This is a genomic window from Kitasatospora aureofaciens, from assembly GCF_019192735.1.
GTDB classification, from domain to species: Bacteria; Actinomycetota; Actinomycetes; order Streptomycetales; family Streptomycetaceae; genus Kitasatospora; species Kitasatospora aureofaciens_A.
This window is the reverse complement of sequence record NZ_JAHTKP010000009.1, coordinates 146,695-172,731: the sequence shown is the minus strand read 5'-3', so window position 1 is coordinate 172,731 and position 26,037 is coordinate 146,695. Positions and strand designations below refer to the sequence as shown.

Genomic DNA, 26,037 nt, shown 5'->3' with positions numbered 1-26,037 from the left:
CGCGGGTAGGGTGTGGCCACCGTCACCCCGGGGACGCCTTCCCTGGGAAAACCCTGAGAGAGACGAGAGCGAGCATGACCGAGCAGAGCACCCCCCGGGTCGCCGTCGTCACCGGCGCCGCACGCGGCCTGGGCGCCGCCACCGCCGTCCGGCTGGCCGCCGACGGCTATGCCGTCGCCGTCCTCGACCTGGACGAAGCGGCCGGCAAGGACACCGTCGACCGGATCACCGCGGCCGGCGGCAAGGCGCTCGCGATCGGCGCCGACGTCTCCGACGCCGCGCAGGTCCAGGCCGCGGTGGACCGCGTGGCGGCCGAGCTCGGCGCCCCGGTCGTGCTGGTCAACAACGCGGGCGTGCTCCGCGACAACCTGCTCTTCAAGATGTCCGAGTCCGACTGGGACACGGTCATGAACGTCCACCTGCGCGGCGCCTTCCTGATGACCCGCGCGGTGCAGAAGCACATGGTGGACGCCGGTTTCGGCCGCATCGTCAACCTGTCCTCCTCGTCCGCCCAGGGCAACCGCGGCCAGGCCAACTACTCGGCCGCCAAGGCCGGCCTCCAGGGCTTCACCAAGACTTTGGCCATCGAGCTCGGCAAGTTCGGCATCACCGCCAACGCGGTGGCCCCCGGCTTCATCGCCACGGACATGACAGCAGCCACCGCGGCCCGCGTCGGCATGGACTTCGAAGACTTCAAGCGGGCCGCAGCCTCACAGATCCCGGTCCAGCGGGTCGGTATGCCTGAGGATGTGGCCCACACCATCTCGTTCCTGGCAAGCGAGGGCGCCGGGTTCGTCTCCGGCCAGGTGATCTACGTCGCCGGCGGCCCCCTCGACTGAGCACGCGACCTACACAGGGTGACCACGGAGTGGGAGACCGGCCCGACCGGCCACCCACTCCGTTCGCTTTACCGGCCCTTTTGAAGAATGATTCGAACACCACACGGACTTTCGATCGGGCAATAGCGGAAATCACTCCCCGGACCATCCTCTGCCGGGCGGATTGTCGATTTCCCGGGAAAATGACAATTCCCTCCGAAATGGCACCGGACGGATGGGTAAGGTCACCCCCGTGCAAGCCCCGAGTACCTCCCGGCAATTTCCGAACCAGGGCCCGGAGAACCCCGCCACCCGTCGCGAGCGCCCGAGCCCCACCGGCCGCGAGCACCCGGTCCCGGCCCGCCGTGACCGCCCCGGCCCGGACCGCCCCGAGCCCGGCTGGCCGCCGATGAGCCGCCGCCGGACCACGCTGCTCGCCGCCACCCTCGCCGTATATCTGCTGGTACTGGCCGGTGTACTGCTCAACACCGCCCTCGTCGACCTCGACTGGTCGGTCCGGCTGCTGCGCCCCTACGAGCGCTGGCCCAGTCTGCAGCCGCTGCTCGACACCTGGGTGGTGGCCGGCCAGCGCGGGCCCTCCGCGATCGCCGCCTTCGCCTGGCTCGGCTGGCGCGCCCACCGCCTCGGCCGGCTCCGCCCCCTGCTGGTGATGGGCATCGCGCTGCTGTTGCTCAACGTCACGGTCGGCGCGGTCAAGATCGTCACCGGCCGGCTCGGACCGCACTACGCCCAGTACGTCGGCTCCCCCGAACTGTTCTCCGGCGGCACCATCTTCCCCTCCGGCCACACCGCGAACGCCGTGGTCACCTGGGGCGTGCTCGCCTACCTCGCGGTCCGCTGGCGGCGCACCGGCGCGGTGCTCGCCGCCGCCACCGCCTGCTCGATCGGCCTGACCACCGTCTACCTGGGCACCCACTGGGTCACCGACGTCCTGGCCGGCTGGGCCGCCGGACTGCTGGTGCTGCTCTCGCTCCCCCTGCTGGAACCGCTGGTCACCACCGTCGAGCAGCGCCTCGCCCGGTACCGAACGCGCTGAGAGAACGCGCCGAGACGCGGGCGTCACCCCTCCCAGCTGCGCTCCACCACCCCGTCCCGCACCGCCAGGTTGAGCCGCCCTTCCCGGTGGTCCATGGTCATCATCGCCCCCGGCGCCAGCACCCGGACCGCCGCCCACCCGTGCCGCCGGGCCAGCTCCTCCGCCCGCTCGACCCGCAGCCCCGCATAGCCCTCGGCGTCACCCATCGCGCCCGGCCCCACCGCGTCCGACCCCGTCATCGCCCCTCCCCGGCCCGCCCCTCGGACGTACGCTGGAATCGTAGCCCGCACCCGCACGGCCGGGAGGTGAATGGCATGCGCACCACGACCCCGCGACGCTGGCGCAGCGGCACCGAGCCCGCGACCGCCCGCAGCGACCTCAAGCTCCGGTACCTGCTGTCGCTCACCTTCACCCCGCTGTTCGCCCTGGCCACCGTGGGCTTCGCGGTCTGGGCGGCCAACTCCCCCACGTACGGCGCCCCCAGCCGGGGCACCCTCACCGGCTTCGCCGTCGCCTGCGGCCTGCTCACCCTGTTCGCCGTCGTCGATCTCGTGGTGGTCATCCGGCGCCGCCGGACCGAGCTCTGACGCGGTATCTCCCACGGAGTGGGAAGTCGACCCGGCCGACTTCCCACTCCCAATGCGGTGGACGTCTCAGCGGTTGCCGACCGCCTGCTTCACGAGCGTCCGCCCGAAGTCCCACATCAGGCCGCTCCCCCGGTGCGCGTCGTCCATGACGTCGGTGAAGGCGGCGACGAACCGGTCCACATCCCGCTCGGTGATGATCAGCGGCGGGATCAGCTTGATCACCTCCAGGTGGTCCCCGGACACCTGGGTCAGGATCCGGTGCCGCTGGAGCAGCGGCACGACCACCATCTGGGCGAACAGCCCCTTGCGGGCCGCCTGGAGCGCGGTCCACCCGGTGCGCAGCTTGAGCGACTTCGGCCGGCCGAACTCGATGCCGATCATCAGCCCCTTGCCGCGCACCTCGGCGAGCAGTTCGTACGTGTCGACGAGCGCGGCCAGCCGCTCCCGGAGGTGGTCGCCTACCTGGCGGGAGTTCTCGACCACCTTCTCGTCGCGCATCACCTCCAGGGTCGCCAGCCCGGCCGCCATCGCCTGCGCGTTGGAGCCGAAGCTGGCCGAGTGCACCAGCACCCGGTCCATCGAGGAGTACACCTTCTCGAAGATCCAGCTCTTGCCGAGCGTCGCCCCGACCGGCACGTACCCACCGGAGAGGGCCTTGGCCACGCACACCAGGTCGGGCAGCACGCCCTCCTCGTGCTGGTAGGCGAAGAACTCGCCGGTGCGGCCGATCCCGGTCTGCACCTCGTCGCAGATCAGCAGCGCCTTGTGCTCGTGCAGCAGGTCCTGCGCCGCCCGCAGCCAGCCGGGCGGCGGAGCGAGCACGCCCTTGCCCTGGATCGGCTCGACGATCAGGGCCGCGACGTCGCCGCGCTTCAACTCCTTGGCCAGCGCGCCGAGATCGCCGAGCGGGATGGCGGTGTCCGGCAGCAGCGGGTCGAAGCCCTTGCGGAAGCCGCTCTCCCCGTTGACCGAGAGCGAGCCGGTGGTCAGGCCGTGGAAGGCGTGGTCGGCGTAGAGGATCCGCTTGCGGCCGGTGGCGTAGCGGGCGAACTTGAGCGCGGTCTCGACCGCCTCGGTGCCGCTGTTGCCGAAGAACACCCGGTCCAGCCCCGGCGCGTACGAGAGCAGCCGCTCGGCCAGCAGTCCGGGCAGCGGCGAGCAGTCGAAGCGGACGAGGTCGGGCAGGTCGAGGTCCATCACCTGCTGGATCGCCGAGCGCACCACCGGGTGGTGGCGGCCGAGCGCGAAGATGCCGAAGCCGGCCAGCATGTCGAGGTACTCGTTGCCCTCGGCGTCGTAGAAGTACGGGCCCGTGGCGCGCTCGTAGTACTTGTCGAAGCCGATGGTGTGGAGCATTCGCGGCAGCTGCGGGTTGAGGTAGCGGCTGTGCAACTCGTAGCGTTCGGCGCCGCGTTCGGCGATCAGCGCGGCGAGGTCGAAGCGGCCGTCAATCGGGTCGGGGTCAGCCGGCATGGCGCTGGTTCGCTCCTCGGGTCGGTAGCAGGTTCTTGGCGAAGACGGCGGTCTGGGCCGCGACCCCGGTGCCGGTCAGCCCGGTCTCCTCCAGGATCTCGCCGCGGGCGGCGTGCCCGAGGAACTCCTGGGGCAGGCCGAGCACCCGCACCGGCACGTCGACGTCGGCGTCGCGCAGCGCCTGGGCGACGGCGGCGCCGACGCCGCCCACCCGGCCGTTGTCCTCGACGGTGACCACCAGCCGGTGCGCGGCGGCGAGTTCGGGAAGCGCCGGGTCGACGGGCTTGACCCAGCGCGGGTCGACGACGGTCGCGGTGAAGCCCTCGGCGAGCAGCAGCCGGGCTGCGTCCAGGCAGGCGGAGGCGGTGGTGCCGACCGCGACCAGCAGGATCTCGGGCAGTTCCCCGGTGCGCAGCAGGACGTCCACCCCGCCGATCCGCTCGACGGCCGGCACGGTGGGCCCGATGTTCGCCTTCGGGAAGCGGACGACGGTCGGGGCGTCCGCCACGTCGACGGCCTCGCGCAGCTGGGCCCGCAGCTGGTCGGCGTCGCGCGGCGCGGCCAGCCGCAGGCCGGGCACGACCTGGAGGATCGACATGTCCCACATGCCGTTGTGCGAGGCACCGTCCGTGCCGGTGACGCCCGCCCGGTCGAGGACGAAGGTGACGCCCAGCTTGTGCAGGGCGACGTCCATGAGCACCTGGTCGAAGGCCCGGTTCAGGAAGGTCGCGTAGACGGCGACGACCGGGTGCAGCCCTCCGATGGCCAGGCCCGCCGCGCTGGTGACGGCGTGCTGCTCGGCGATGCCGACGTCGAAGATCCGGCTCGGGTAGGCCTTGGCGAAGCGGGCCAGCCCGACGGGCTGGAGCATCGCCGCGGTGATCGCGACCAGGTCGGGCCGCTCCGCGCCGAGCGCCACCATCTCGTCGCCGAACACCGAGGTCCAGGAGACCCCGCCGCTGGGCAAGATCGGCAGGCAGGTGTACGGGTCGATCGGGTTGACGGCGTGGAAGCGGTCCGCCTCGTCCTGCTCGGCGGGCCGGTAGCCGCGCCCCTTGACGGTCAGGCAGTGCACGATGACCGGGCCGCCGAAGTTCCGGGCCTGGCGCAGCGCCTGCTCGACGGCGCCCAGGTCGTGGCCGTCGATCGGCCCGAGGTACTTGAGCCCGAGGTCCTCGAACATGCCCTGCGGGGCGAAGGCGTCCTTGAACCCCTTCTTGGCGCCGTGCAGCGCGTCGAAGATCGGCTGGCCGACCAGTGGGGTGCGCTGCAGCGCCTCCTTGCCGAGGGCGAGGAAGCGTTCGTAGCCCTGGGTGGTGCGCAGGGTGGCGAGGTGGTTGGCGAGGCCGCCGATGGTCTTCGCGTAGGAGCGCTCGTTGTCGTTGACGACGATGACGAGCGGCCGGTCCCGCGCTTCGGCGATGTTGTTGAGCGCCTCCCAGGCGAGCCCGCCGGTGAGCGCGCCGTCACCGATGACGGCGACGGTCCGCCGGTCGTGCTGGCCGAGCAACTGGGCGGCCTTGGCGAGGCCGTCGGCGTAGGAGAGGGCCGTGGAGGCGTGCGAGTTCTCGACCAGGTCGTGCTCGGACTCGGCCCGCGAGGGGTAGCCGGACAGGCCGCCCTTCATCCGCAGCCTGGTGAAGTCCTGGCGGCCGGTGAGGAGTTTGTGGACGTAGCTCTGGTGGCCGGTGTCGAAGACGATCCGGTCGTGCGGGGAGTCGAACACCCGGTGCAGGGCGATGGTCAGTTCCACCACGCCGAGGTTGGGACCGAGGTGCCCGCCGGTCCGGGTGACGGCGTCGATCAGGAATTCGCGGATCTCCTCGGCGAGCAGCGGCAGTTCGGCCGCCGGGAGCTTCCGCAGATCGGCCGGGGACGTGACGCTGGAGAGCAGTGACATGGGTACACCTCACGACTCGGAGTGGAGCGGTGGTGCCTCCGCCCGGCGGGGGCGGAGCCGGCCCGGGCGCGCGGCCCGGGCCGGGGGGGCTCACGAGCGGGTCAACTGCCCGCTCAGTGGCCGCGGTTGGCGCTGATGGTCTCGGTGATCGCGCGCAGCGACTCCTTGAGCGAGCCCATGGTGGCGAGCACCGCGGTCGGCTCGTAGCCGCAGTGGGCCATACAGTTGGCGCAGCGCGGGTCCCTGCCGCGCCCGTACTTGCTCCAGTCGGTCTTCTCGACCAGCTCGCGGTAGGTGGGCACGTAGCCGTCGGCCATCAGGTAGCAGGGCCGTTGCCAGCCGAACAGCGAGTAGTTCGGGATGCCCCAGGGCGTGCACTCGAAGTCCTTCTTGCCCTCCAGGAAGTCCAGGAAGAGCGGACTGTGGTTGAGCCGCCAGCGCCTGCGGTTGCCACCGGCGAACGCCTTGCGGAACAGCTCCCTGGTCTGCTCGACGCCGAGGAAGTGCTCCTGGTCGGGGGCCTTCTCGTAGGCGTAGGCCGGGGAGATCATCATCTCGTCGACCTTGAGCTCGTCGTTGAGGTAGTCCAGCACCTCGACGACGGTCTGCGGGGTGTCGGTGTTGAAGAAGGTGCTGTTGGTGGTGACCCGGAAGCCGCGCCGCTTGGCCTCCTTGATCGCCGCCACCGCCTCGTCGAAGGTGCCCTCCTTGGCCACCGACTCGTCGTGCCGCTCGCGCATGCCGTCGATGTGCACGGCGAAGGTGAAGTACGGCGAGGGCTTGAACTTGTCCATCTTCTTGCGCAGCAGCAGCGCGTTGGTGCAGAGGAAGACGTACTTGCGGCGCTCGACGAGCTGGCGGACGATCTCGTCGATCTGCGGGTGCATCAGCGGCTCGCCGCCGGCGATCGAGACCATCGGGGCACCTGACTCCAGGACCGCGCCGACCGCCTGCGCGACCGGCATCCGCTGCTTCAGGACGCCCGCCGGGTGCTGGATCTTGCCGCAGCCCTCGCAGGCGAGGTTGCAGGCGAACAGCGGTTCGAGCTCGACGATCAGCGGGAACTTGTCCCGTCGCTTGATCAGCTTCTGCTGCATGAGGTAGGTGCCGACCCGCACGGTCTGGCGCAGCGGCATGGCCATGGCTAGCTCGCCTCCTGAGGGAGCGTCGAGGATGTGGGGTGGTGCAGGGCCGGGGCGCCGGTCGGCAGCTCCTGCCGGTGCCAGTCGACGAGGGCGGGGACGGTCGCCCGCAGGGTCCGCCAGGCGCGCACCCCTGCGGGCAGGGTGCCGGGCCGCAGCAACTCGCGCTCGGGGGTGTCCACCACCACCCGCAGGACGGCCGCGGGCAGCGCCGGCCGCATCTCGCGCAGCGCGGCGAGGACGGCGGCGGCCTCCATGTCGACGGCGAGCGCGCCCTGCAGGTGCAGGGCCCGCCGTTCGAGGCCGCGGACGACGTGGTCGGCGGTGTGGTGCACCCCGGTGTGCGCGGTCAGCCCGCGCTCCTTGAGGGCCCGGGCGAGATCCGCGGCCGAGCCGACCGCGAAGAGGTTGCCCTCCGCGTCGCGCACACCATCGGCGACGATCACGTCCCCCGGGGCCATCCCCGGGGCGACGGCCGCACCGAACCCGGCCACGACGACGGCCCCGTAGCTGCCCGGGGCCGAGCCGAGCACCCGCCGCACCGCGTGGGCGGCGCGCCGCCGGCCGACGCCGGTGCGGACCATCACCGGCGGCCCGCCCGCCGAGCCGCGCCAGTCCCCGCCGCGCAGGGCCCAGACCTCGGGGCCCAGTGCGCAGAGCACCAGCAGGGGGGCGGTGGTCACCGCGCCGCTCCGATCGCCTGGGCGCCGCCGCTCTCCCGGCCGCCGCTCTCGCCGCCGGTGCCGGGGCTGCCGTGGAGGTAGCGGCCGAGCGCGGTGACCGGGAAGACCAGCCGGTACAGGTGGTAGTTGATGGAGAAGTCCCACGGGAAGCCGGTTCCGGTGAACTGCGGCTCGTCCCAGGTGCCCTCGGGCAGCTGGGTGCGGACCAGCCAGTCCACCCCGCGCTCCACCGCCGGGTTGGCCCGGCCGTCCGGGCCCTCGCCGGCCGAGAGCAGCGCCATCAGCGCCCACGCGGTCTGCGAGGCGGTGGAGTCGCCGCGCCCGGCCCAGCGCGCCGGGTCGTCGTAGGAGCGCATGTCCTCGCCCCAGCCGCCGTCCGCGTTCTGCCGGTCCTCCAGCCAGCGGACGGCCTGGCGGATCGCCGGGTGCTCCTCCGGGATCCCGGCCGCGACCAGGGCGGGCAGCACCGAGCCGGTGCCGTAGATGTAGTTGGTGCCCCAGCGGCCGAACCAGGAGCCGTCGGCCTCCTGGTTGCGCAGCAGCCACTCGACGCCGCGCCGGGTGGCCGGGTCCCGCGCCTGGCCGACCTCGGCGAGCATCTCGACCACGTGCGCGGTGACGTCCGCGGACGGCGGGTCGACCACCTCGCCGAAGTCGCAGAACGGCAGCTTGTTCGGCAGCGTACTGGTGTTGTCGACGTCGAAGGCGCCCCAGGCGCCGTTCTTGGACTGCATGCCGAGGTTCCAGCGGACCCCGCGGTCCACCGCCCCGCCGACCTTCTCCGGGTCGGGGTGGGCGACCCTGCGCAGCGCGAGCACCACCTCGGCGGTGTCGTCGATGTCGGGGTAGGTGTCGTTCTCGAACTCGAAGGCCCAGCCGCCCGGGTCCAGCGAGGGCCGCCGCACCGCCCAGTCGCCGCGCTTGCGGATCTCCTCGCCGAGCATCCAGTCGACGGCGGAGACCAGCGCCGGGTGGTCGGCCGGCACCCCGGCGTCGACCAGGGCGATGGTGGCCAGGCAGGTGTCCCAGACCGGGGACTGGCAGGCCTCCAGCCAGCGCCGGCCGTCCTCGGTGTGCACGGTGAAGCGGTCGAAGGCGGCGAGCCCGGCCTGCACCACCGGGTGCTCCAGCTCGTAGCCCTCCAGGTGCAGGGCGATCAGCGAGTAGACGGCGGGAGGCTGGATGCCGCCCCAGCAGCCGTCGGCCTCCTGCCGTTCGACGATCCAGCGGCAGGCCTGGGCGATGGCGAGCCGGCGCAATGGGCGCAGCGCGCGGCGGTGGTAGGCGTGCAGGACCTTGTCGAGGCGCTCGAACAGGCCGTCCCAGGTGGTGGCGGGGGCGAGCGGCCGGTCGGGGAAGGGGTGGTCCGGGTCGGTGTGCAGCTCGGTGAGCGCGAAGGGCGCGGGGCGGACCGGGCGGTGGGCCGAGACGATGGTCAGCGGGACGATGGTCTGGCGGGCCCAACAGCCGAAGGCGTAGATGTTCAGCGGCAGCCACTTGGGCAGGAAGATGATCTCGGGCGGCATCTCGGGGAGCCGATCCCAGGGCCACCAGCCGAAGAGCGCCAGCCAGATCCGGGTGAACACCCGGGCGGCGGCGATACCCCCGGCGGAGCGGACGTAACGCGCGGCGGCCAGCATGTGCGGGGCGTTGGGGTCGTCGCCGGCGAGCTTGAGGGCGACGTAGGCCTCGACGGTCGTGGACAGTTCGGGCGGCCCGCCGTGGAAGGTGGACCAGGTGCCGTCCTCTCGCTGTTGGGAGCGGATCCATTCGGCAGTCGCCTTGGTCTGTTCCTCGGTCCTGATCCCGAGGAACTGCCGGAGCAGTAAGTCCTCGGCATCCATGGTGACGTTGGTCTCCAGGTCGCCCTTCCACCAGCCCTCGGAGCTCTGCAGCGAGAGCAGGTGGGTGGTGGCCCGGGCCAGCGCCTCCCGGGCGTCGGCCGGTACGGGGTCCGCCTCGGCGCCCGGCCGGAGCGGGGCGGTGTCTTCGGGCTGCCATCGCCCGGCACCCAGCAGCGCCGGTGGGCGGTCGCCCACCGCGACCGGCTCGGAATCGTACTCAGGGTCGAGCCGGCCGTCCGCGGTTGCTGTCAACGTAACGTCACCTCTCTCGTACCACCACGAATTCGGCGAGTGCGACGAAGTGCTCGCGCACCTCGTCGGACATGGGCACCTCGTCCAGGGCGGCGAGGGCAGTCGTGTGCTGGCGGCGGGCTTCCTCCTGTGTCCAGGCCCGGCCGCCGGCCTCCTCGATCAGTGCGGCGCGGGCGGCGAGCTGGGGCTCGCTCTCCTCGCCGCGGCCCTTCGGGTCGGCCAGCTGCTGGGCCAGCCGGCGCGAAGCGGCACCGCCCTCGGCCAGGGCGGCGGCGACCGGCAGGGACTTCTTGCGCTGGCGCAGGTCACCCCAGTGCGGCTTGCCGGTGACCTCGGTGGCGCCCCAGATGCCGAGCAGGTCGTCCACCGCCTGGAAGGCCAGGCCCAGGTGGTGACCGTAGCGCTGGAGGCAGTCGGAGACCTTGTCGTCGGCCCCGGCCAGCACGGCGCCGATCGCCGAGGCGGCGGCGAGCAGGGCGGCGGTCTTGCCGCCCTCCATCTCCAGGCACTCGGCCACGGTGACGCTGTCCCGCTGCTCGAAGGCGACGTCCATGGCCTGGCCGTCGATGAGCCGGCGGGTGGCGGTGGTGAGCAGCCGGACGGCGCGCGCGACGTCGGTGGCGCTCGTTCCGCCGGCCGCGCCGGCGTCGAGCAGCACCTCCGTCCCGAGCGTCGCCAGGGCGTCGCCGACCAGGATCGCCTGGGCCGGACCGAAGACCGTCCAGGCGGTGGCCCGGTGGCGCCGGGTCTCGTCACCGTCCATCAGATCATCATGGAGCAGGGAAAAGTTGTGCACCAGTTCAACGGCGACCCCGCCGGGCACCCCCGCCTCCGCCGGAGCGCCCGCGGCCCGGGCCGACAGCAGCGCCAGGGCCGGGCGGACGGCCTTGCCGCCGTCCCCCTTCACCGGTGTGCCGTCCCGGTCGATCCAGCCGAAGTGGTACGCCGCGACGGTGTCCATCGGTGCGGCCAAACGGGCGACGGCGGCACGCAGCGGCGGGGTGCAGAGCGTGCGGCTGCGGGCGAGCAGCTCCGGCACCGAGACCGGTTCGGCGTGCGCCGTGCCTCCGACGGCGATGCCGGTGCGTGACTCCACGTGCGTTCCCTCTCCCTGATGGTGCCGGACCGCGCGGGCCGGCCGGATGCTTGCGATGCCGGTGCGCTCCGTGCGCCCGGCGGTGGGGCCGCCGGCTCTCGCGGGGTCGCCGGCGGCGGGGCCGCTCGTCACCTCGGCCACCTCCCGTCGCCCCGGTCCACGGGGAGCCGGGTGCCGGCGCCGGCGAGCGCCGCGTCGGCCGCGGCGTGGCCGCTGCGCACGGCTCCCTCCATGGTCGCGGGCCAGCCGGTGGCCGTCCACGAACCGGCCAGCAGTAGGCCGGGGACGTTCGTCGCGGCCGACGGGCGCAACGCAGCGCTGCCGGGGGCCGGGTCGAAGGTGGCGGTGCGCTCGCGGGTGACGAAGAAGTCCAGCACCTCGGCGCCGGCCGCGGCGGGCAGCAGCCGGGCGAGTTCGGGCAGGTAGCGGGCGCGCAGCTCGGCGACCGGCAGGTCGATCTCGTCCTGGACGGCGGACTGTGAGAGAGCCAGGTACTGGGCGCCGGGGTGCTCCCGGCCGAGCGAGGTGCCGGCCAGGCCGGAGTGCGCGGTGCGGTCGAAGACCCACTGCACCGGGGAGTCGAGCGCCGCGAAGAACGGGCGGCGCAGCAGCTTGCGGTCGTAGATCACGTGGACGTTGAGGATCGGCGAGGTGCCGAAGCCGGCCAGCCGGTCCTGTCCGGCGATCGCCTCGGGCGGCAGCAGCGCGGCGGCGCTGTCCTGGGCGCCGGCCAGGACGACGGTGTCGGCGGTGAGCAGCTCGCCGCCTTCCAGGCGGACGGCGTGCTGGGGCGCGCCCGGCTTGAACTCCGCCACCCGGGCGCGCAGCAGTACCGTCACGCCGGCGCGTTCCAGCTCGGCCAGTGCCCGGTCGTGATGGATCGCGCCGAGCGGGACGGCGGCCATGCCGATGTCCGAGGCGCCCGGGTCGGAGAGCAGGCCGGTCTTGAAGACCATCGCGGCCAGGGCCAACGACACCTGGTCGGCCCGGGCGTTCAGGGTGGCGACGCCGACCAGGTCCCACAGGGCGGCGAGGGTCTGCTCGTTCTGCCCGTGGCGGCGCAGCCACTCCCCGAAGGAGACCCCGTCCAGCGCCGGGTCCGCCAGGTCCAGGCCCTGCAGGGCGAGCGCGCCGCGGACCACCCGGGCGCGGTCGGCCGGGCCGAGGTGCTGGTAGCGGGCGAGGCTGCCGGCCAGGTGCAGCGGGACGGGCAGGCCGGCCCGCCGCAGCCTGCCGAGGGTGCGCACGGGGGCGTCGGCGGGCCCGGTGACGGACAGCACCGGGACGTCCAGGCGGTCCTGGAGGTGGACCAGCCGGGTGGCGCCGAGCCGGTCGAGCAGGCCCCGGTAGGCGGTGCAGCAGCGCAGGTAGACGTGCTGGCCGTTGTCGACGGTCAGCTCGCCGCGCCGGAAGGAGAAGGCCAGCCCGCCGAGGCGGGGCCGGCCCTCGGCCAGGGTGACCCGGTGGCCGGCCTCGGCCAGGCGCAGCGCCGCGGTGATCCCGGCCAGGCCGCCGCCGACCACGACGGCGGCCGGGCGCGCGGCATCGGCTCGCCCGGTCATCGGCCCTCCCCCTCGCGATCGCTGGACCGCCCGGCGGCGGCTGCTGTGGTCGGTACAGTCGTGGACAACACGGCTCTACCCATAAGTGATTCCCCGCTGACACAGCGTGACAGAACTGCGGCGAGAATCAAGAACGCCCCCCGGCGAGCCCGGAAAGCGCCACGTACGCCTTCTCCCAGCCCGGCAGCGAGACCCGGCCGCGCAGCACCGACTCGGGGTCGCCGGCGATCCGGCCGAGCAGCCGGTGGTAGATGCCGGCCATCGCGGCGGTGCACGCCCGGCTGCGGCGGTCGAGCATCGGCAGCAGCCGCAGGCCCTCCTCGAACGCGGCCTGGGCACGGGCGGCCTCGAAGGCCACCAGGCCGGTGAAGTCGGCACCGGCCGGCGGCTTCGGCAGCGCGAAGCCCTGCTGGCAGCCGAACCGGACCAGGTCCTCGGTGGGTAGGTAGGTACGGCCGTTCAGGGCGTCCTCGCGCAGGTCGCGCAGGATGTTGGTGAGCTGGAGCGCCAGGCCCAGGGTGTCGGCGTAGTGCGCCCCGCGCTCGGGGTCGTCACAGCCGTACACGCCGAGCGAGAGCCGGCCGATCGCGCCGGCCACGCAGCGGCAGTAGACCTTCAGCTCCTCGTACGTCTGGTACTCGGCGCCCTTCAGGTCCATCTCGACGCCGTCGATCAGCTCGTCGAAGCCGCCGAGCGGGATCGGGAAGCGCCGGGCCGCGTCCGCCAGGGCGACCTTGATCGGGTCGGTGTCGTCCTCGGCGACCACGCCGGCGCGGACCTCGTCCAGCAGTTCGCGGGTGCGCAGCAGCGCCTCCGCCTTGCGGTCGCCGGGCAGGTCCCCGTCGCCGATGTCGTCCACCCGGCGGGCCAGGGCGTACAGGGCCGACATGGCCAGCCGCTTGGGCTCCGGCAGCAGCCGGATGCCGTAGCTGAAGTTGCGCGCCTGCAGACCGGTGACTGCCTCGCAGTACCGGTACGCCGCCATGACCTGTGCCGACGCCAGTGGTGATGCCGCCACGCGGGCGTTCACCTTCCCTTCGCGAAGATGGCCGCCGCCTTCGCTGCGAGGCGGCGCTTGTCCGGCTTCGCCTGCTGGGCGAGAACGTCGTACCCGGCGTCCTCGATGGCCGCCAGGGCCGCGTATCCGCCTGCGGTGAATCCCGCCAGCAGCAGTCGAAGCCTCCCCCGAACCGTACCTACCAACGGCGCGCCGCGGTCGAGCAGGGTGCGGGCCCGCTCCGCCTCGTAAGCGATCAGCTCGCGGACGGCGCCGTCGGCCGAGGGGGCGGCGAGGTCGGCCTCGGTGACGCCGAAGCGCGCGAGATCCTCGGTGGGCAGGTAGATCCGGCCGCGGGCCAGGTCCTCGGCGACGTCCTGCAGGTGTTCGACCACCTGGAGGGCGGTGCAGATCGCGTCGGAGAGCTCGATCCGTTCGGGGGTGGAGACGCCGGCGATGGCGAGCACCAGGCGGCCCACCGGGTCGGCGGAGAGGGTGCAGTAGCCGACCAGGTCGTCGAAGGTGGCGTAGCGGGCGGTGGTCTGGTCCACCCGGTTGGCCTCGATCAGGCGGCGGAACGGCTCCTGGGTGAGTCCGTGCCGGTCGACCAGCGGCACCAGGCGGCGCATCAGCGGGTGGCGCGGCCGGTCGGCGGTGTCCGGGCGCATTGCCGTCTCGAACACTCGGGTGAGGTCGTGCTCCAGTCCGTCGAGCAGGGCGAGGCGGAAGACGACCTCCTCCGGAGCGGGCGGGCCGGACTGGGCCGAAAGGGTGGACTGGGCCGAAGGGGTAGCCGGGGGCTGGGCGTCGACGCCCAGCAGGCGGGCGGTGCCGACCGGGTCGGCCAGGTCGCCGTCGCCGGCGTCGTCGACCAGCCGGGCGAAGCCGTAGACCGCCATCAGGTCGTCGCGCCAGGCGGCGGGCAGGAAGAACGGGGCGACCGGGAAGTTCTCCGCGCTCGCCTTGTCCAGGGTCGCCCCCGCTGAACGGTCCACTGGCTCACTGCTGGGCTGGGCCGAAGCCGACACTGCTGTCACTCCCCCGTTCTACACCGATGGGCATCAGCGGCCCGACTCGGACACGCGTCCGAGCACGGGCGTCACGTCCGGCACACGACCCCCGCGCCTACAGCCTGACACCACGGGCCGCGCCGGAGAAGAGTGCCCCGCCCGGCGCACGGGGCGCTCACCCCGGCGGCGGCGGGCCACCCGGGGGTACTGGCGGGGGTACACGACAAAGGGCACACGCAGGAGGGCACACGACGGAGGGGCCGGTCCCGGAGACTCCCGGAACCGGCCCCTGAGTGCCTCGGGTACTACGGGCGCTCGCCGCGCTCGTAGCGGCCGACGACCTCGTCGGTCGGGCCGTCCATGACCAGCTCGCCGTGCTCGATCCAGATGGTCCGCTCGCAGACCTCGCGGATCGAGCTGTTGTCGTGGCTGACCAGGAAGACCGTACCGGCCGACTTGCGCAGCTCCTCGATCCGCTTCTTGCTGCGCTGCTGGAACGCCTGGTCGCCGGTGGCCAGCGCCTCGTCGATCAGCAGCACGTCGTGGGTCTTCGCGGCGGCGATGGAGAAGCGCAGACGGGCGCCCATGCCGGAGGAGTACGTGCGCATCGGCAGCGAGATGAAGTCGCCCTTCTCGTTGATGCCCGAGAACTCGACGATGTCGTCGTAGCGCCGCCGCACCTCGGCCGGCGGCATGCCCATCGCCAGGCAGCCGAGGATGACGTTGCGCTCACCGGTGAGCTCGTTCATCAGCGCCGCGTTCACGCCCAGCAGCGAGGGCTGGCCGTTGGTGTAGATGCCGCCCTTCTCGGTCGGCAGCAGGCCCGCGATGGCGGCCAGCATGGTCGACTTGCCGGAGCCGTTCGAGCCGATCAGGCCGACCGCCTCGCCCTTGTAGGCGGTGAAGCTGATGCCGCGCACGGCGTGCACCTCGCGCACGCCCGCGCTGCGCTTGCGGCTGAGGATCCGGCTCACCGCAGAGGTAGCGCTGCCCTTGCCGGAGCCGGCGCCGTGCACCCGGTAGACGATGTGCACGTCGTCGACGATCACGGTGGGCTCGCGGGCCACGTCGGCATCGCGGACGATGTCGTTCTTACTCAGGTCGATGTCAGCCACGGCCGTACTCCTCCTCGGCCTTCCAGAAGAAGACGTATCCGATCGCCAGCAGGACCACGCCCCATGCCAGGCCCATCGCCCACAGGTGGTGGGGCAGCTTCTGCGCGTGCTCACCGTAGATGTGCTTGTTGTAGATCTCCGGCGCGAGGGCGTGCCGGATCAGGTCCATGTACACCGAGGCCGGATTGACCGTCATCAGCCACTGGATCGCCGGGGTCCACTTGTCGATCCGGTCCTGGATGCTGTACATGACGCCGGACATGTAGAGCCAGGCGCGCATCGCGAACGGGATCAGCTGGGAGATGTCACTGGTCTTGGCGCCGATCCGGGCCATGATCAGCGCGACGCCGGTGTTGAACATCGACTGCAGGATCAGCGCCGGGATCACCAGCACCCAGGTGACGCTTGGCTTGACTCCGGTGGCCACCACCACGACGACCAGCACGACCATCGAGATCAGCAGCTGCTGGAGCTGGATCACGGTGAAGGCGATCGGCAGCGAGGCGCGCGGGAAGTGCAGCGCCCGGATCAGCCCCAGGTTGTCGGAGATCGCCCGGGTGCCGGACTGCACCGCGCTCTGGGTGAACTGGAAGACGAAGACGCCGATGCACAGCCACGCGATGTACTTCGGGAATCCGTCCTTGTTGTTCAGGATCACGCCGAAGACCAGGTAGAACACCGCGCAGTTCAGCAACGGGGTCACGACCTGCCACAGCTGGCCGAGCTTGGCGTCGGTGTACTGCGCCACCAGGCGGGCGGTGGCGAAGGCCCAGATGAAGTGGCGCCGGGCCCAGAGCTGCTTGGTGTAGGCGATGAGGCCGGGCCGTCGGCCGCTGACCGACAGACCGTACTTGTCCGCAAGCTGCTTGGGGGTCAGGCCCGCGTCCGCCCCCCTGGGGGCGGAGAGGCTGACGGGTTCACTCACTGTCGACACATTCGTCCTTCACGCGGGATCGGTCGGGGCGGCCGGTCGGCGGGGGTCCGCCGGCCTTGCGCCGATGGGGATCCACTGGGATCACGGGAGAGTCCGGCCGGTGTGTGGTCACCGGCCGCGGTGATCGATCATTCGATCAGATGACCGGTGGCCGGCCCAGCCTGGTCAATCGCCAAACGGTACGCCATCGCATCGGCCGACGCGGGCCGCAGGGCTCGCGCCAGCCTGCCCGGAACCCGCCCCACCAGGCCTTCAGCGCCTCCGGGGAGGGGCGGCGGGCCAGGGTCAGCAGGAACCAGGTTCCCAGATAGAGAGGCATCAACAGGGCCGGAAGGTTCCGCCTCGCGAGCCAAACCCTGTTCCGGGCCACGTTGTGGAAGTACGTGGCGTGCCTTGCGGGCGAGGTCGTCGGGTGGTGCAGCACCACGTCCGCCCGGTAGTCGATCGCCCAGCCGGCGTCCAGCGCGCGCCACGCGAGGTCGGTTTCCTCGTGGGCGTAGAAGAACTCGGCGGGCAGCTGGCCGGCCTGCTCGAACACCGTGCAGCGCACGGCGCTGGCGCCGCCCAGGAAGGTCGTCACCCGGGACGAGCGCAGCGGGTCGCTGGCGCGCAGCCGGGGGACGTGACGGCGCTGGGTGACGCCGGTGTCGGGGTCGGCGATCCGGAAGGACACGATGCCCAGCTCCGGATCGGCGGTGAAGGCCTCGCGCAGAAGTCGGGCCGAGTCGGTGCGCGGCAGGTGCCCGTCGTCGTCCAGGAAGAGGACGGCGTCGACGTCCCGGCCGTCGCGGCCGAACAGCTCGATGCCGACGTTGCGCCCGCCCGGAATGCCGAGGTTCTCCGGCAGCTCGACGCTGCGCACGCCCTCCGGGAGCGGCGGCAGCGGGGCGCCGTTGGCGACCACGGCCAGCTCGACCTCCGGGCCCGTCTGGGCGCGGACGGACTCGATCAGGGCGTTCAGCTCCGCGGGACGGTTGCCCATCGTGATGATGACGGCGCCCAGCTTGAACGTGTCTGCGGCCGTACTGCTCGCGGCGCTCATCGCAGCCTGCTCGAAAGGACGATGCTGAGCAGGTGCAGCACGGTCTGCAGCATGGCGATCGCGGCCAGCACGACCACCGCGAGGCGGGTGAAGAACAGCCCGCCGTGGACGGCGTCGGCGACCCCGGCGGCCAGGATGAACAGCGAGGCCTCGACCGCGCCCACCAGGCGGTGGAACTTGAGGAAGGAGGCCGCCCGGCGGGCCTTGGCCACCGAGGACGAGCGCGGCACCGAGGCGCTGTCCTCGACCGCGGTCATGCCGCTGCGGGCCCGGGCCACGTCCACCAGGTCCGTCTCGGACTTGATCAGGATCGCGCCGAGCGCCGCCAGCGTGCCGAGGAACGCCCACTCCCAGTGCGCGGTGGCGCCGGCCCGGTGGAACAGGTCGCAGCCGCGCAGACCGAGGCCGGTCAGCAGGGCCGCCTCGGACATGTAGTGGCCGACCCGGTCCAGGTAGACGCCGGTGAGCGAGGTCTGCCGGCGCCAGCGGGCCACCTCGCCGTCCACGCAGTCCAGCAGCAGGTAGACCTGGATCAGCGCGGCGCCCAGGATCGCGCCGGTCAGACCCGGCACGACCAGCGCGGCACCGGCCAGGACGCCGGTGAACATCATCAGGTAGGTCAGGCCGTTGGGCGTGATCGCCGTCATGGTGGAGAGCACGCGGGTGATCCGCAGCGAGATCTTCCGCATGTACAGGCGCCCGGCCCAGTGCTCGGCGCTGCGGCGCTGGAGCATGCCCTCCGGGTGGATCACCGCGCGCAGTTCCTCGATCGAGGGCCGGCGGGTCAGGTCCACCGGGGGCCGCTCGGCGCCCGCGGTGGAGGGGTCAGCTGTTGACGGCTTGGACATAGTCGGCGTACGCGTCCCTGATTGCTGAGGGGGAGAGGTCGAGGTGCTCAAGAATGGTGAAGCGGCCCGGGCGGGTGTTCGGAGCGTAGTGCACCGCTTCGGTGAACTCCGCCTCGGTGAAGCCGATCTGAGCGGCGGTCACCGGCAGCCCGTGGCGCGCCAGGCGCTCCACGATCAGACCGGTCAGCTCGCGCTCGCCCCGCAGGAAGCTGGCGAACGCCGCGCCGAGGCCGACCTGTTCGCCGTGCTGGGCGGACCGCTTGGGATACAGCACATCCAGGGCATGCGAGATCTCGTGGCAGGCGCCCGACGAGGGCCGGGTGCTGCCCGCGATGTTCATCGCGATGCCGGACAGTACCAGGGCTTCCGCGAGCGCCGTCAGGAGGTCCTGGTCCGCCAGGCTCCCGGGGTGGCGCAGCAGGTTCTCGCCCGCCGAGCGGGCCATCGCCACGGCCAGTCCGTCCACCGGTTCGCCGGTCACGGCGTGGGAGAGCTCCCAGTCCGCGCAGGCCGAGATGTTGGAGATGACGTCGCCGATGCCGGCCGCCACGAAGCGCGACGGGGCCTGCCGGATCACGTCCAGGTCGACGACGATGCCGATCGGGCTGGGCACCCCGTAGGAGCCCCGGCCGGCGTCGTTGTCGAGCGTGGAGACCGGCGAGCAGATGCCGTCGTGGGCGAGGTTGGTGGCCACCGCGACCAGCGGCAGGCCGACCCGGGCCGCGGCGTACTTGGCGGCGTCGATGATCTTGCCGCCGCCGAGGCCGACGACCGCGTCGTAGTGCCCGCCGCGCATCGCCTCGGCCAGGCTCACCGCACTGTCCAGGCTGCCGTCGTCCACGTTGTACCAGTCGGCGCCGGGCAGGGCCGGCTCCAGGCGCTCGCGCATCGCGGCGCCGGAGCCGTTGCTGATCGCCACCGCGATCCGGCCCGAGGCCGACAGCCGCTGGTCGGCGAGGATGCCGCCGAGCGCGTCCAGCGCGCCCGGGCGGATCTCCACGAAGAGCGGCGACGGGACCAGCCGGGTCAGTACTGGCACGCGATCTCCCGCGCCTTCGCCAGGTCGTCGTGGTTGTCGACCTCGACCCAGGACACCTCGCCGATCGGCTGCACGTCGATCCGCAGGCCCCGGTTCACCATCTCCTGGTAGCCGTCCTCGTAGTACAGCTGCGGGTCGCGCTCGTAGGTGGCGCGCAGCGCGTCGGTCAGGTCGGCGGCGGCGGACGGGTTGATCACGGTGACGCCGATGTACTCGCCGGTCGCCTCGGTCGGGTCCATCAGCTTGGTGATGCGGCGCATGCCGGCGGCCGGGTCGACAACGACCTTCATCTCCTCGTCGGCGAGCTTCTTCACCGTGTCGAGGGCGAGCAGGATGCCCGGGGCCTGGCCGGCCTCGGTCAGGCGCTGGTTGCCCTCCAGCATGGTGCGCTGGACGGAGGCCGGGTGGACGGTGTCGCCGTTGGCGAGCAGCAGGCCCTCGGCGAAGAGGTCACGGGCGCACCACAGCGAGTAGGCGTTGTTCCACTCCTCGGCCCGGTCGTTCTCGACGAGGGTGAGCTTGACGCCGTACTTGCTCTCCAGGGCGGCCTTGCGGTCGTACACGGCCTCCTTGCGGTAGCCGACGACGATCGCGGCCTCGCGCAGGCCGACCTCGGCGAAGTTGCCGAGGGTGAGGTCCAGGACGGTCCGCTCCCCGTCGACCGGCACCAGCGCCTTGGGCAGGGTGTCGGTGTACGGGCGCAGTCGGCGGCCGGCGCCGGCTGCCAGAACGAGGCCGATCATGCGGGGGTCTCCTGATCCGTCGTGCTGTGCGCGCGGGTGCGCCGGGGCACCGGCACGGGGTCGGCCGGGCTGCACAGCGGCGCGCCGGTGCCGGCGCAGATGCGGGCACCGTGTCGTAAGCGATGGTAGGCGACCCGGGCGACCAGCCCGAACGCGGCCGGGGAACTGGGAGGTGGCTGGGAGGTGACTGGGAGTGGTGGCTGGGAGTCGTGGCTGAGTGGTGGTCGGGAGTGTGCCGGCGGTGGGGGCGGGAGCGGTGCGAGGAGGGGGCGGGGGCGGTGCGAGGAGGGGCGTACGGTGCTCGAACGCGCCCCGAACGGCTCCGAACTGTTTTGCTACCTCCGTGACCCTTCCGGGGCCCTCTCCGGCCCTCCTGTGCCCGGAAAAGACCCCTGGAGGGTCATGATCCGCCCGGTTGTGCGTGGGACCCGTGCCGACCGCCACCCATACGGCAGACTGGAGCCCGACGCCGGCGCCGGTGCCCCCGCTGCGTCCGCTGCCCCCGCTGCACCGGACGCACCCGATGCTCCCGTTGCTCCCGTTCCCGAAAGAGGCCCCATGCCCCAGAGTCCGCCGACCAACCCGACGCACTTCACCTCCGAGATCGACACCGGTCTCGACGTGGAGACCGACGTAGCGGCCGACCCGCGGGCCGCGGCCGGGGCCGCCGGCACCGAGATCCTGCTGGAACTGGTCGACGACGAGGGCGTCACGATCGGCACCGCCGAGAAGCTCTGGGCCCACCAGCAGCCGGGCCGGCTGCACCGGGCGTTCTCGGTGTTCCTCTTCGACCGCCAGGGCCGGCTGCTGCTCCAGCGCCGCGCGCTCTCGAAGTACCACTCCCCCGGCGTCTGGTCGAACACCTGCTGCGGCCACCCGTACCCGGACGAGCCGCCGTTCGTCGCCGCCGCCCGCCGCACCGCCGAGGAGCTGGGCGTCGCCCCGGCGTTGCTGTGCGAGGCCGGGAACGTCCGCTACGACCTGCCGGACGAGGCCTCCGGGCTGATCGAGCGGGAGTGGAACCACCTGTTCGTGGGCCTGGTCACCGCGCCGGTCGTGCCCAACCCGGACGAGGTGGACGAACACGCCTTCGTCACCGCGCAGGAGCTGCGGGAGCTGCAGGCCGAGCGGCCGTTCTCGGTCTGGTTCGACACGGTCTTCGAGGCGGCGCTGCCGGGGATCCGCGAGATCGCCGGGCGGGACTGGTAGTCCGGCCGTTCTCGTCACGGTCGGTCGTCTCCCCGTCATGGGCAACCGTCTCCGTGTCACGGGCAGTCGTCGAGGTCCGGTTCACGGACAGTCGTCGAGCTCCGGGGGGATGGGCAGCGAGGCCCAGATGACCTTGCCGCCCTCCCCCGTCCGCTCCACGTCGCACACCCCGCCGGCCTGCAGGGTCACGCTCTTCACCAGCAGCAGGCCGCGCCCGCCGGTCCGCCCGGCGTCGCTCTCCAGCGCCTTCGGGCGGTACGGGTCGCCGTCCTCGACCGAGACCCGCACCCAGCCGTCGCACACCGCCAGCTCGGTGGTCACCTCGGGCGACAGCTCTGCGGCGTGCGTCACGGCGTTGCTCACCAGCTCCGAGACGATCAGCAGCAGGTCGTCCACCAGCTCCTGGTAGCGCACCCCGGCCATCCCCTGGGCCAGCAGGCGGTCCCGCACCGCGTGCCGGGTGCGCGGCACCGAGGACGCCGAGGCCGGTACCGGGAACCGCCACACGCCCTCGGCCGGGTCCGCCGCCGTACGGCCGGCCCGTCGGGCGGGCCCCACCGTGCGCGTGGCCCCGCGTGCGGCCCCGTCGCGTCTCGGCTCGGCCTTCGCCGCCCCGCTGATCTGCTCCACGTCCAGCCGCCCTTCGTCCGCGACCCGGGATGCCCGCGACCCGGGAATCAGGCGTTCCGCCATGGCGCCCTCGGTGCACAGAGGCTAGGAGAGGCACCCCCGGGACCGTGGCACCGTCGACAACTTGCCCGTGTCGGACCACTCCGGATCGGTTCTGATCGGCAGCCTTGGCGGAGGCGATCGTTTCGTTCACGCTCGCCATCGCTTCGCCTCCGGTTCGCGCACCCTCGCGAGCCGTCCCAGCCAGCCCAGGCATCCCGGCCGGGGAAACGCAGGTGAGAAGCACTCCGGAACCCTGGTAATGTTCTCTCTGTCGCCGAGGGGGCGAGCAAAACCCCCGAAGCACACACCCCGTCCGGGTGGCGGAATGGCAGACGCGCTAGCTTGAGGTGCTAGTGCCCTTTATCGGGCGTGGGGGTTCAAGTCCCCCCTCGGACACCATCGAAATTCCCCGCAGGATCCTCAGGGATTCTGCGGGGAATTTCTGTTTTCCGCCGTCGGGTTTCGCCGGGCTTTCGCCGTCGGGTCTCGCCATCGGGCCTCGCCGCCGTGTTCTGCCATGCCATCCGGCCGGTCTGCGCTGGTGGCGGGCCTGCTCCAGGGGCGATGACACCCCGGAAACCGGACACGAGATGGCAACGATCGGACGGTTTGAGCTTCCTCTGAGGTATACGCCCCATTTCGCCCCATAGGCTGCTGTGCGTTTGTCCGGAATACCGGCGCAAAACCATAAAAACGACGACACCACCCGATGACCCCCGAGCGAGAGGACCGATACGTTGAGTGAGCCAGAGCCGTCGACGGCATCGCATCAGAACTACCGACGCTCGCTCGGAACCATCAGCCTCACAGCCGTCGGGCTGGGCTCGATCATCGGGTCCGGGTGGCTGTTCGGCGCCGAGCGGGCCGCCCGGCTCGCCGGGCCCGCGTCGATCCTCGCCTGGGTGATCGGGGCCGCCGTGGCACTGACCATCGCCCTCACCTACAGCGAGCTGGGATCGATGTTCCCCAAGGCCGGCGGCATGGTCCGGTACGGCCAGTACTCGCACGGCTCGCTGGCCGGCTACCTCGCCGCCTGGGCCAACTGGATCGCCATCGTCTCGGTCATCCCCGGCGAGGCCACCGCGTCCGTCCAGTACATGAGCTCCTGGCACTTCGGCTGGGCGAAGGGCTTGTACGACGGCAAGGAGCTGACCCTCAGCGGCGTCGCGCTCGCGAGCGTGCTGCTGGTCGGCTACTTCGTCCTCAACTGGTTCGCAATCACGCTGTTCGCCAAGACGAACACCGCGATCACCGTGTTCAAGGTCGTCGTCCCGACGCTGACCGCCGGCGCCCTGCTGTTCGCACACTTCGACACCGCCCACTTCACCGACCACGGCGGCTTCGCGCCGAACGGGTGGAGCGCGGTGTTCACCGCCGTCGCCGTCTCCGGCATCGTCTGGGCGTTCAACGGCTTCCAGTCCCCGCTCAACATGGCCGGCGAGGCCCGCAACCCCGGCAAGTCGCTGCCGAAGGCCGTCATCGGCTCGATCCTGATCGCCCTGGTGATCTACGTCGCGCTGCAGATCGCCTTCCTCGGCGCCATCCCGGCCGCCGACCTGTCGAAGGGCTGGAGCGGCCTCGGCTACACCTCGCCGCTGGCCGACCTCGCGATGACCTGGGGCCTCAACTGGCTCGCCCTGCTGCTGTACGCGGACGCGTTCATCTCCCCCAGCGGCACCGGCATGATCTACGCCGCCACCACCTCGCGCATGATCCACGGCGTGCAGGAGAACGGGCACCTGCCGCGGATCTTCGGCAAGGTCGACGCCCGGACCGGCATCCCGCGCCCGGCCCTGCTGCTCAACCTCGTGGTCGCGTTCCTGTTCCTGGCCGTCTTCCGCGGCTGGGGCTCGCTCGCCGAGATCGTCTCGGTGGCCACCGTCATCTCGTACATCACCGGCCCGGTCGCCGTGATGGCGCTGCGGCGCCTCGCCCCGGACCTGCCCCGCCCGGTCCGGCTGCGCGCGATGCCGGTCATCGCGCCGATCGCGATGATGTTCGGCTCCCTGGTCCTGTACTGGGCCCGCTGGCCGCTCACCGGCAAGGTCATCCTGCTGATGGCCGCCGGCCTGCCGATCTGGGCCTGGTACGAGCTGCGCAAGCCGTGGGCCGAGCTGCGTCCGCACCTGAAGGCCGGCGCCTGGATGGTCGCGTACCTGTTCGTAATGTCCGCCGTCTCCTGGGCCGGGAGCACCGACTTCGGCGGGCACGGGTACCTGCCGAAGGGCTGGGACCTGCTGATCGTCGCCGCCATCGCGTTCGCCTTCTACCGCTGGGGCGTCGCGAGCGCCTGGGCCAACCCGTCCCTGGCGGCGGTCCGGCGGGAGCTGAGCGAGGCGGAGTCGGTCGAGGCGGAGTCGGTCGAGGGCGCTGCGGGCGACGCGGCCTCGGGCGGGTCGGCTGCCGACGAGGCAGTGTCGCGGGAGCCGTCGCGGGCCTGAGGTGCTGAGGTCGGGACGCGTTGACGTCCTGAAACGCGGAGAGTGCCGGTCGAGCTTGTCTCGACCGGCACTCTTGCGTCTGGGCGGGGGCGGGAAGGCGGGTGGCGGGTGACGGGTGACGGCGAACAGATGACAGCGGACAGATAACAGATTTCAGAGTCTGTTATCTGTCATCTGTCAGTTGTCATCCGCCACCGCCGCTCCTCAGCCCCGTCGGGCGCGGCGAATGGCGGAGGTGACCACCGGGGGGAGCAGGTCGCGGGCGGCGCGCTTGGCCACGTTGACCGGGCGGCGCTGCTCGGCGGCGCGGGCGCGGCGGGCGGCGAGGTCGCGAGCGGCGTCCTCCTGTGCCTCCAGGAGGGCCCGGCGGGACTCCTCGGCAGCGTGATCGGCCTCGCGGCGGGCGGCCACGGCGGCCAGCCGGCGCTGGTAACGGGACGGGCGGAACGGCTCGATGCCCTCCGAGGTGCCGGTCATCCGCAGCACCTGCCGGCCGTTCAGGGTCTCGATGCTCAGGTGACAGCCCTCGGCGAGGTCCACCCGATCCAGGAGGTCACGCTGGAAGGGCTCCGGGTCCCCCCAGGTGCCGTAGAACTTGCACTCGGTCAGCAGGATCGGCCTGAGCCCGTGGTTGAACACGGCCTCCCAGGTCGCGGCAGCGACGCCCGGGGTGTGCTGGGCGCGATAGTCGTCGAGCACCACGACGCCCTGGTCCTGCAGCGCGACGCGGGCCACCTGGAGGTCGCCGACGACGTGCTCGTAGAGGTGGGAGGCGTCGATGTGGATGAACCGGAACGCGCCTGCTGGTATCCGGCCGCCCGCCAGCGACGAGGTCGGCGCCTGGATGATCTCCGGCAACTCGCCGTGGAACGCGAGGTAGTTGGTCTCGAAGGCGTAGCGGGTCAGGGTCTTCCGGTAGGAGGTGTCCATCTCGGCGGCGTTCTCGTCGTCCGGCGCGTCCGAGTCGAAGAGGTCACAGACGGTGAACGTCTCGCCGGGCCGGAGGTGCTCACCGATGACGATCGCGCTGCGGCCCAGGTATGCGCCCATCTCCAGCAGATCACCGGTGGGTCCGGCCTTCTCCTGCCGGCCCAGGAACCATTCGAAGGAATGCCGGTCGTGATCCCAGAACCACCCCGGGACGTCGTCCAGCGAAGCCGGCTCGGCGGGCCGCTGCTGCTCGTCGGTGAACGCGGCGTCGGTCACGGGAAGCTCCTTATGCGGCACGGATGACCTGCGGAATCGAGCCTGACCTCAGAACGGCGGCGACCTCGCGTCGACCTCGGGACACACGAAATGCCGACGGCGTGCGCACTACTTGCACCCGCCACCAACAGTGTTCCCCCGCAGCTGGGTCCGCTGCAATCTACAGCGGCGCCATCGGCGTGAGGAGGGTTTCGCGCAAGGAGTTTCGTGGACCGTCGCATCAGGGCCGGGAGGTGAACACGGCAGCGCTGGGCACGTAATCCATTGTGCCTCGTCGGATCCGCAGCGTCACCATCCCGCGGAATGATCTTCGTCGCATTTCCGGCGCCTACCGTTGTGGCGGGCGGCCCGGACGAAGGGCCCGGGC

The 26,037-nt window shown here is 72.0% G+C and carries 23 protein-coding genes and 1 tRNA gene; 6 read left to right on the top strand and 18 right to left on the bottom strand.

Annotated elements, in window-relative coordinates; genetic code table 11:
• The first annotated feature begins 74 nt into the window (after positions 1-74).
• Both fabG and KV557_RS44435 read left to right on the top strand, forming a co-directional pair.
• A complete protein-coding gene (fabG, locus tag KV557_RS12655) occupies positions 75-839 on the top strand; it encodes a 3-oxoacyl-ACP reductase FabG (RefSeq protein ID WP_218199950.1) in 765 nt (254 codons plus the stop codon).
• 232 nt (positions 840-1,071) lie between these two features.
• Positions 1,072-1,875, top strand: a complete 804-nt coding sequence (locus tag KV557_RS44435) for a phosphatase PAP2 family protein (protein ID WP_308129872.1) — start codon at positions 1,072-1,074, stop codon at positions 1,873-1,875.
• A gap of 23 nt (positions 1,876-1,898) precedes the next feature.
• On the opposite strand, the gene KV557_RS12645 is transcribed toward KV557_RS44435, so the two are convergent.
• On the bottom strand, positions 1,899-2,114 hold the full coding sequence (locus KV557_RS12645) for an I78 family peptidase inhibitor (RefSeq protein ID WP_218199948.1): 216 nt from the start codon (positions 2,112-2,114) through the stop codon (positions 1,899-1,901).
• 75 nt (positions 2,115-2,189) lie between these two features.
• Here KV557_RS12645 and KV557_RS12640 point away from each other — a divergent pair, with 75 nt between their 5' ends.
• Positions 2,190-2,462 (top strand): DUF6343 family protein, encoded by a 273-nt coding sequence (locus tag KV557_RS12640; RefSeq protein ID WP_218199947.1) that lies wholly within the window; start codon positions 2,190-2,192, stop codon positions 2,460-2,462.
• 66 nt (positions 2,463-2,528) lie between these two features.
• Here KV557_RS12640 and KV557_RS12635 read toward each other — a convergent pair whose 3' ends face one another.
• From KV557_RS12635 to KV557_RS12565, 15 genes are all read right to left on the bottom strand, one after another.
• Positions 2,529-3,935, bottom strand: coding sequence for an aspartate aminotransferase family protein (locus KV557_RS12635; RefSeq protein WP_218199946.1), 1,407 nt, complete (start codon positions 3,933-3,935; stop codon positions 2,529-2,531).
• The gene (gene dxs, locus KV557_RS12630; protein WP_218199945.1) at positions 3,925-5,835 is read right to left on the bottom strand and encodes a 1-deoxy-D-xylulose-5-phosphate synthase; all 1,911 of its coding nucleotides are present in this window, start codon (positions 5,833-5,835) and stop codon (positions 3,925-3,927) included. The genes KV557_RS12635 and dxs overlap by 11 nt, the downstream gene beginning before the upstream one ends.
• Before the next feature lie 113 nt (positions 5,836-5,948).
• Positions 5,949-6,977 carry an adenosyl-hopene transferase HpnH gene (gene hpnH, locus KV557_RS12625; RefSeq protein ID WP_218199944.1) on the bottom strand — a complete coding sequence of 343 codons (1,029 nt, stop codon included), beginning with the start codon at positions 6,975-6,977 and terminating at the stop codon, positions 5,949-5,951.
• Between the two features lie 2 nt (positions 6,978-6,979).
• Positions 6,980-7,660 carry a phosphorylase family protein gene (locus KV557_RS12620; RefSeq protein ID WP_218199943.1) on the bottom strand — a complete coding sequence of 227 codons (681 nt, stop codon included), beginning with the start codon at positions 7,658-7,660 and terminating at the stop codon, positions 6,980-6,982.
• Positions 7,657-9,756 (bottom strand): squalene--hopene cyclase, encoded by a 2,100-nt coding sequence (gene shc, locus KV557_RS12615; RefSeq protein WP_256177298.1) that lies wholly within the window; start codon positions 9,754-9,756, stop codon positions 7,657-7,659. Before shc ends, KV557_RS12620 begins: the two co-directional genes overlap by 4 nt.
• 7 nt (positions 9,757-9,763) lie before the next feature.
• Positions 9,764-10,852 (bottom strand): polyprenyl synthetase family protein, encoded by a 1,089-nt coding sequence (locus KV557_RS12610; protein WP_374106618.1) that lies wholly within the window; start codon positions 10,850-10,852, stop codon positions 9,764-9,766.
• A 128-nt stretch (positions 10,853-10,980) separates the two neighbouring features.
• Positions 10,981-12,414: a hydroxysqualene dehydroxylase HpnE gene (hpnE, locus tag KV557_RS12605; RefSeq protein WP_218199942.1), complete on the bottom strand. Its 1,434-nt coding sequence runs from the start codon at positions 12,412-12,414 to the stop codon at positions 10,981-10,983.
• 127 nt (positions 12,415-12,541) lie between these two features.
• The gene (gene hpnD, locus KV557_RS12600; RefSeq protein ID WP_218200004.1) at positions 12,542-13,399 is read right to left on the bottom strand and encodes a presqualene diphosphate synthase HpnD; all 858 of its coding nucleotides are present in this window, start codon (positions 13,397-13,399) and stop codon (positions 12,542-12,544) included.
• 41 nt (positions 13,400-13,440) lie between these two features.
• Positions 13,441-14,406 (bottom strand): squalene synthase HpnC, encoded by a 966-nt coding sequence (gene hpnC, locus KV557_RS12595; RefSeq protein ID WP_218199941.1) that lies wholly within the window; start codon positions 14,404-14,406, stop codon positions 13,441-13,443.
• A 320-nt stretch (positions 14,407-14,726) separates the two neighbouring features.
• Positions 14,727-15,536: an ABC transporter ATP-binding protein gene (locus tag KV557_RS12590; RefSeq protein ID WP_308129871.1), complete on the bottom strand. Its 810-nt coding sequence runs from the start codon at positions 15,534-15,536 to the stop codon at positions 14,727-14,729.
• Positions 15,529-16,470 carry an ABC transporter permease gene (locus tag KV557_RS12585; RefSeq protein WP_218199940.1) on the bottom strand — a complete coding sequence of 314 codons (942 nt, stop codon included), beginning with the start codon at positions 16,468-16,470 and terminating at the stop codon, positions 15,529-15,531. Before KV557_RS12585 ends, KV557_RS12590 begins: the two co-directional genes overlap by 8 nt.
• 136 nt (positions 16,471-16,606) lie before the next feature.
• The gene (locus KV557_RS12580; protein ID WP_218199939.1) at positions 16,607-17,512 is read right to left on the bottom strand and encodes a glycosyltransferase family 2 protein; all 906 of its coding nucleotides are present in this window, start codon (positions 17,510-17,512) and stop codon (positions 16,607-16,609) included.
• Positions 17,509-18,246 (bottom strand): CDP-alcohol phosphatidyltransferase family protein, encoded by a 738-nt coding sequence (locus tag KV557_RS12575; RefSeq protein ID WP_218200002.1) that lies wholly within the window; start codon positions 18,244-18,246, stop codon positions 17,509-17,511. The genes KV557_RS12580 and KV557_RS12575 overlap by 4 nt, the downstream gene beginning before the upstream one ends.
• A 91-nt stretch (positions 18,247-18,337) precedes the next feature.
• A complete protein-coding gene (locus KV557_RS12570) occupies positions 18,338-19,399 on the bottom strand; it encodes an iron-containing alcohol dehydrogenase family protein (RefSeq protein WP_218199938.1) in 1,062 nt (353 codons plus the stop codon).
• On the bottom strand, positions 19,387-20,142 hold the full coding sequence (locus KV557_RS12565; protein ID WP_218199937.1) for a phosphocholine cytidylyltransferase family protein: 756 nt from the start codon (positions 20,140-20,142) through the stop codon (positions 19,387-19,389). The genes KV557_RS12570 and KV557_RS12565 overlap by 13 nt, the downstream gene beginning before the upstream one ends.
• Positions 20,143-20,700: 558 nt before the next feature.
• Between KV557_RS12565 and idi the strand changes: the two genes are divergently transcribed.
• Entirely contained in the window at positions 20,701-21,351 is a 651-nt protein-coding gene (idi, locus tag KV557_RS12560) for an isopentenyl-diphosphate Delta-isomerase (RefSeq protein ID WP_218199936.1), read from the top strand.
• Positions 21,352-21,432: 81 nt separating this feature from the next.
• On the opposite strand, the gene KV557_RS12555 is transcribed toward idi, so the two are convergent.
• The gene (locus KV557_RS12555) at positions 21,433-21,909 is read right to left on the bottom strand and encodes an ATP-binding protein (protein ID WP_308129876.1); all 477 of its coding nucleotides are present in this window, start codon (positions 21,907-21,909) and stop codon (positions 21,433-21,435) included.
• Between the two features lie 425 nt (positions 21,910-22,334).
• Here KV557_RS12555 and KV557_RS12550 point away from each other — a divergent pair.
• Together KV557_RS12550 and KV557_RS12545 are read left to right on the top strand one after the other, a co-directional pair.
• Positions 22,335-22,422, top strand: a tRNA-Leu gene (locus KV557_RS12550).
• A gap of 338 nt (positions 22,423-22,760) precedes the next feature.
• Positions 22,761-24,464, top strand: a complete 1,704-nt coding sequence (locus tag KV557_RS12545; RefSeq protein WP_218199934.1) for an APC family permease — start codon at positions 22,761-22,763, stop codon at positions 24,462-24,464.
• A 204-nt stretch (positions 24,465-24,668) separates the two neighbouring features.
• Here KV557_RS12545 and KV557_RS12540 read toward each other — a convergent pair whose 3' ends face one another.
• Entirely contained in the window at positions 24,669-25,670 is a 1,002-nt protein-coding gene (locus tag KV557_RS12540; protein ID WP_218199933.1) for a class I SAM-dependent methyltransferase, read from the bottom strand.
• Positions 25,671-26,037 lie beyond the last annotated feature (367 nt).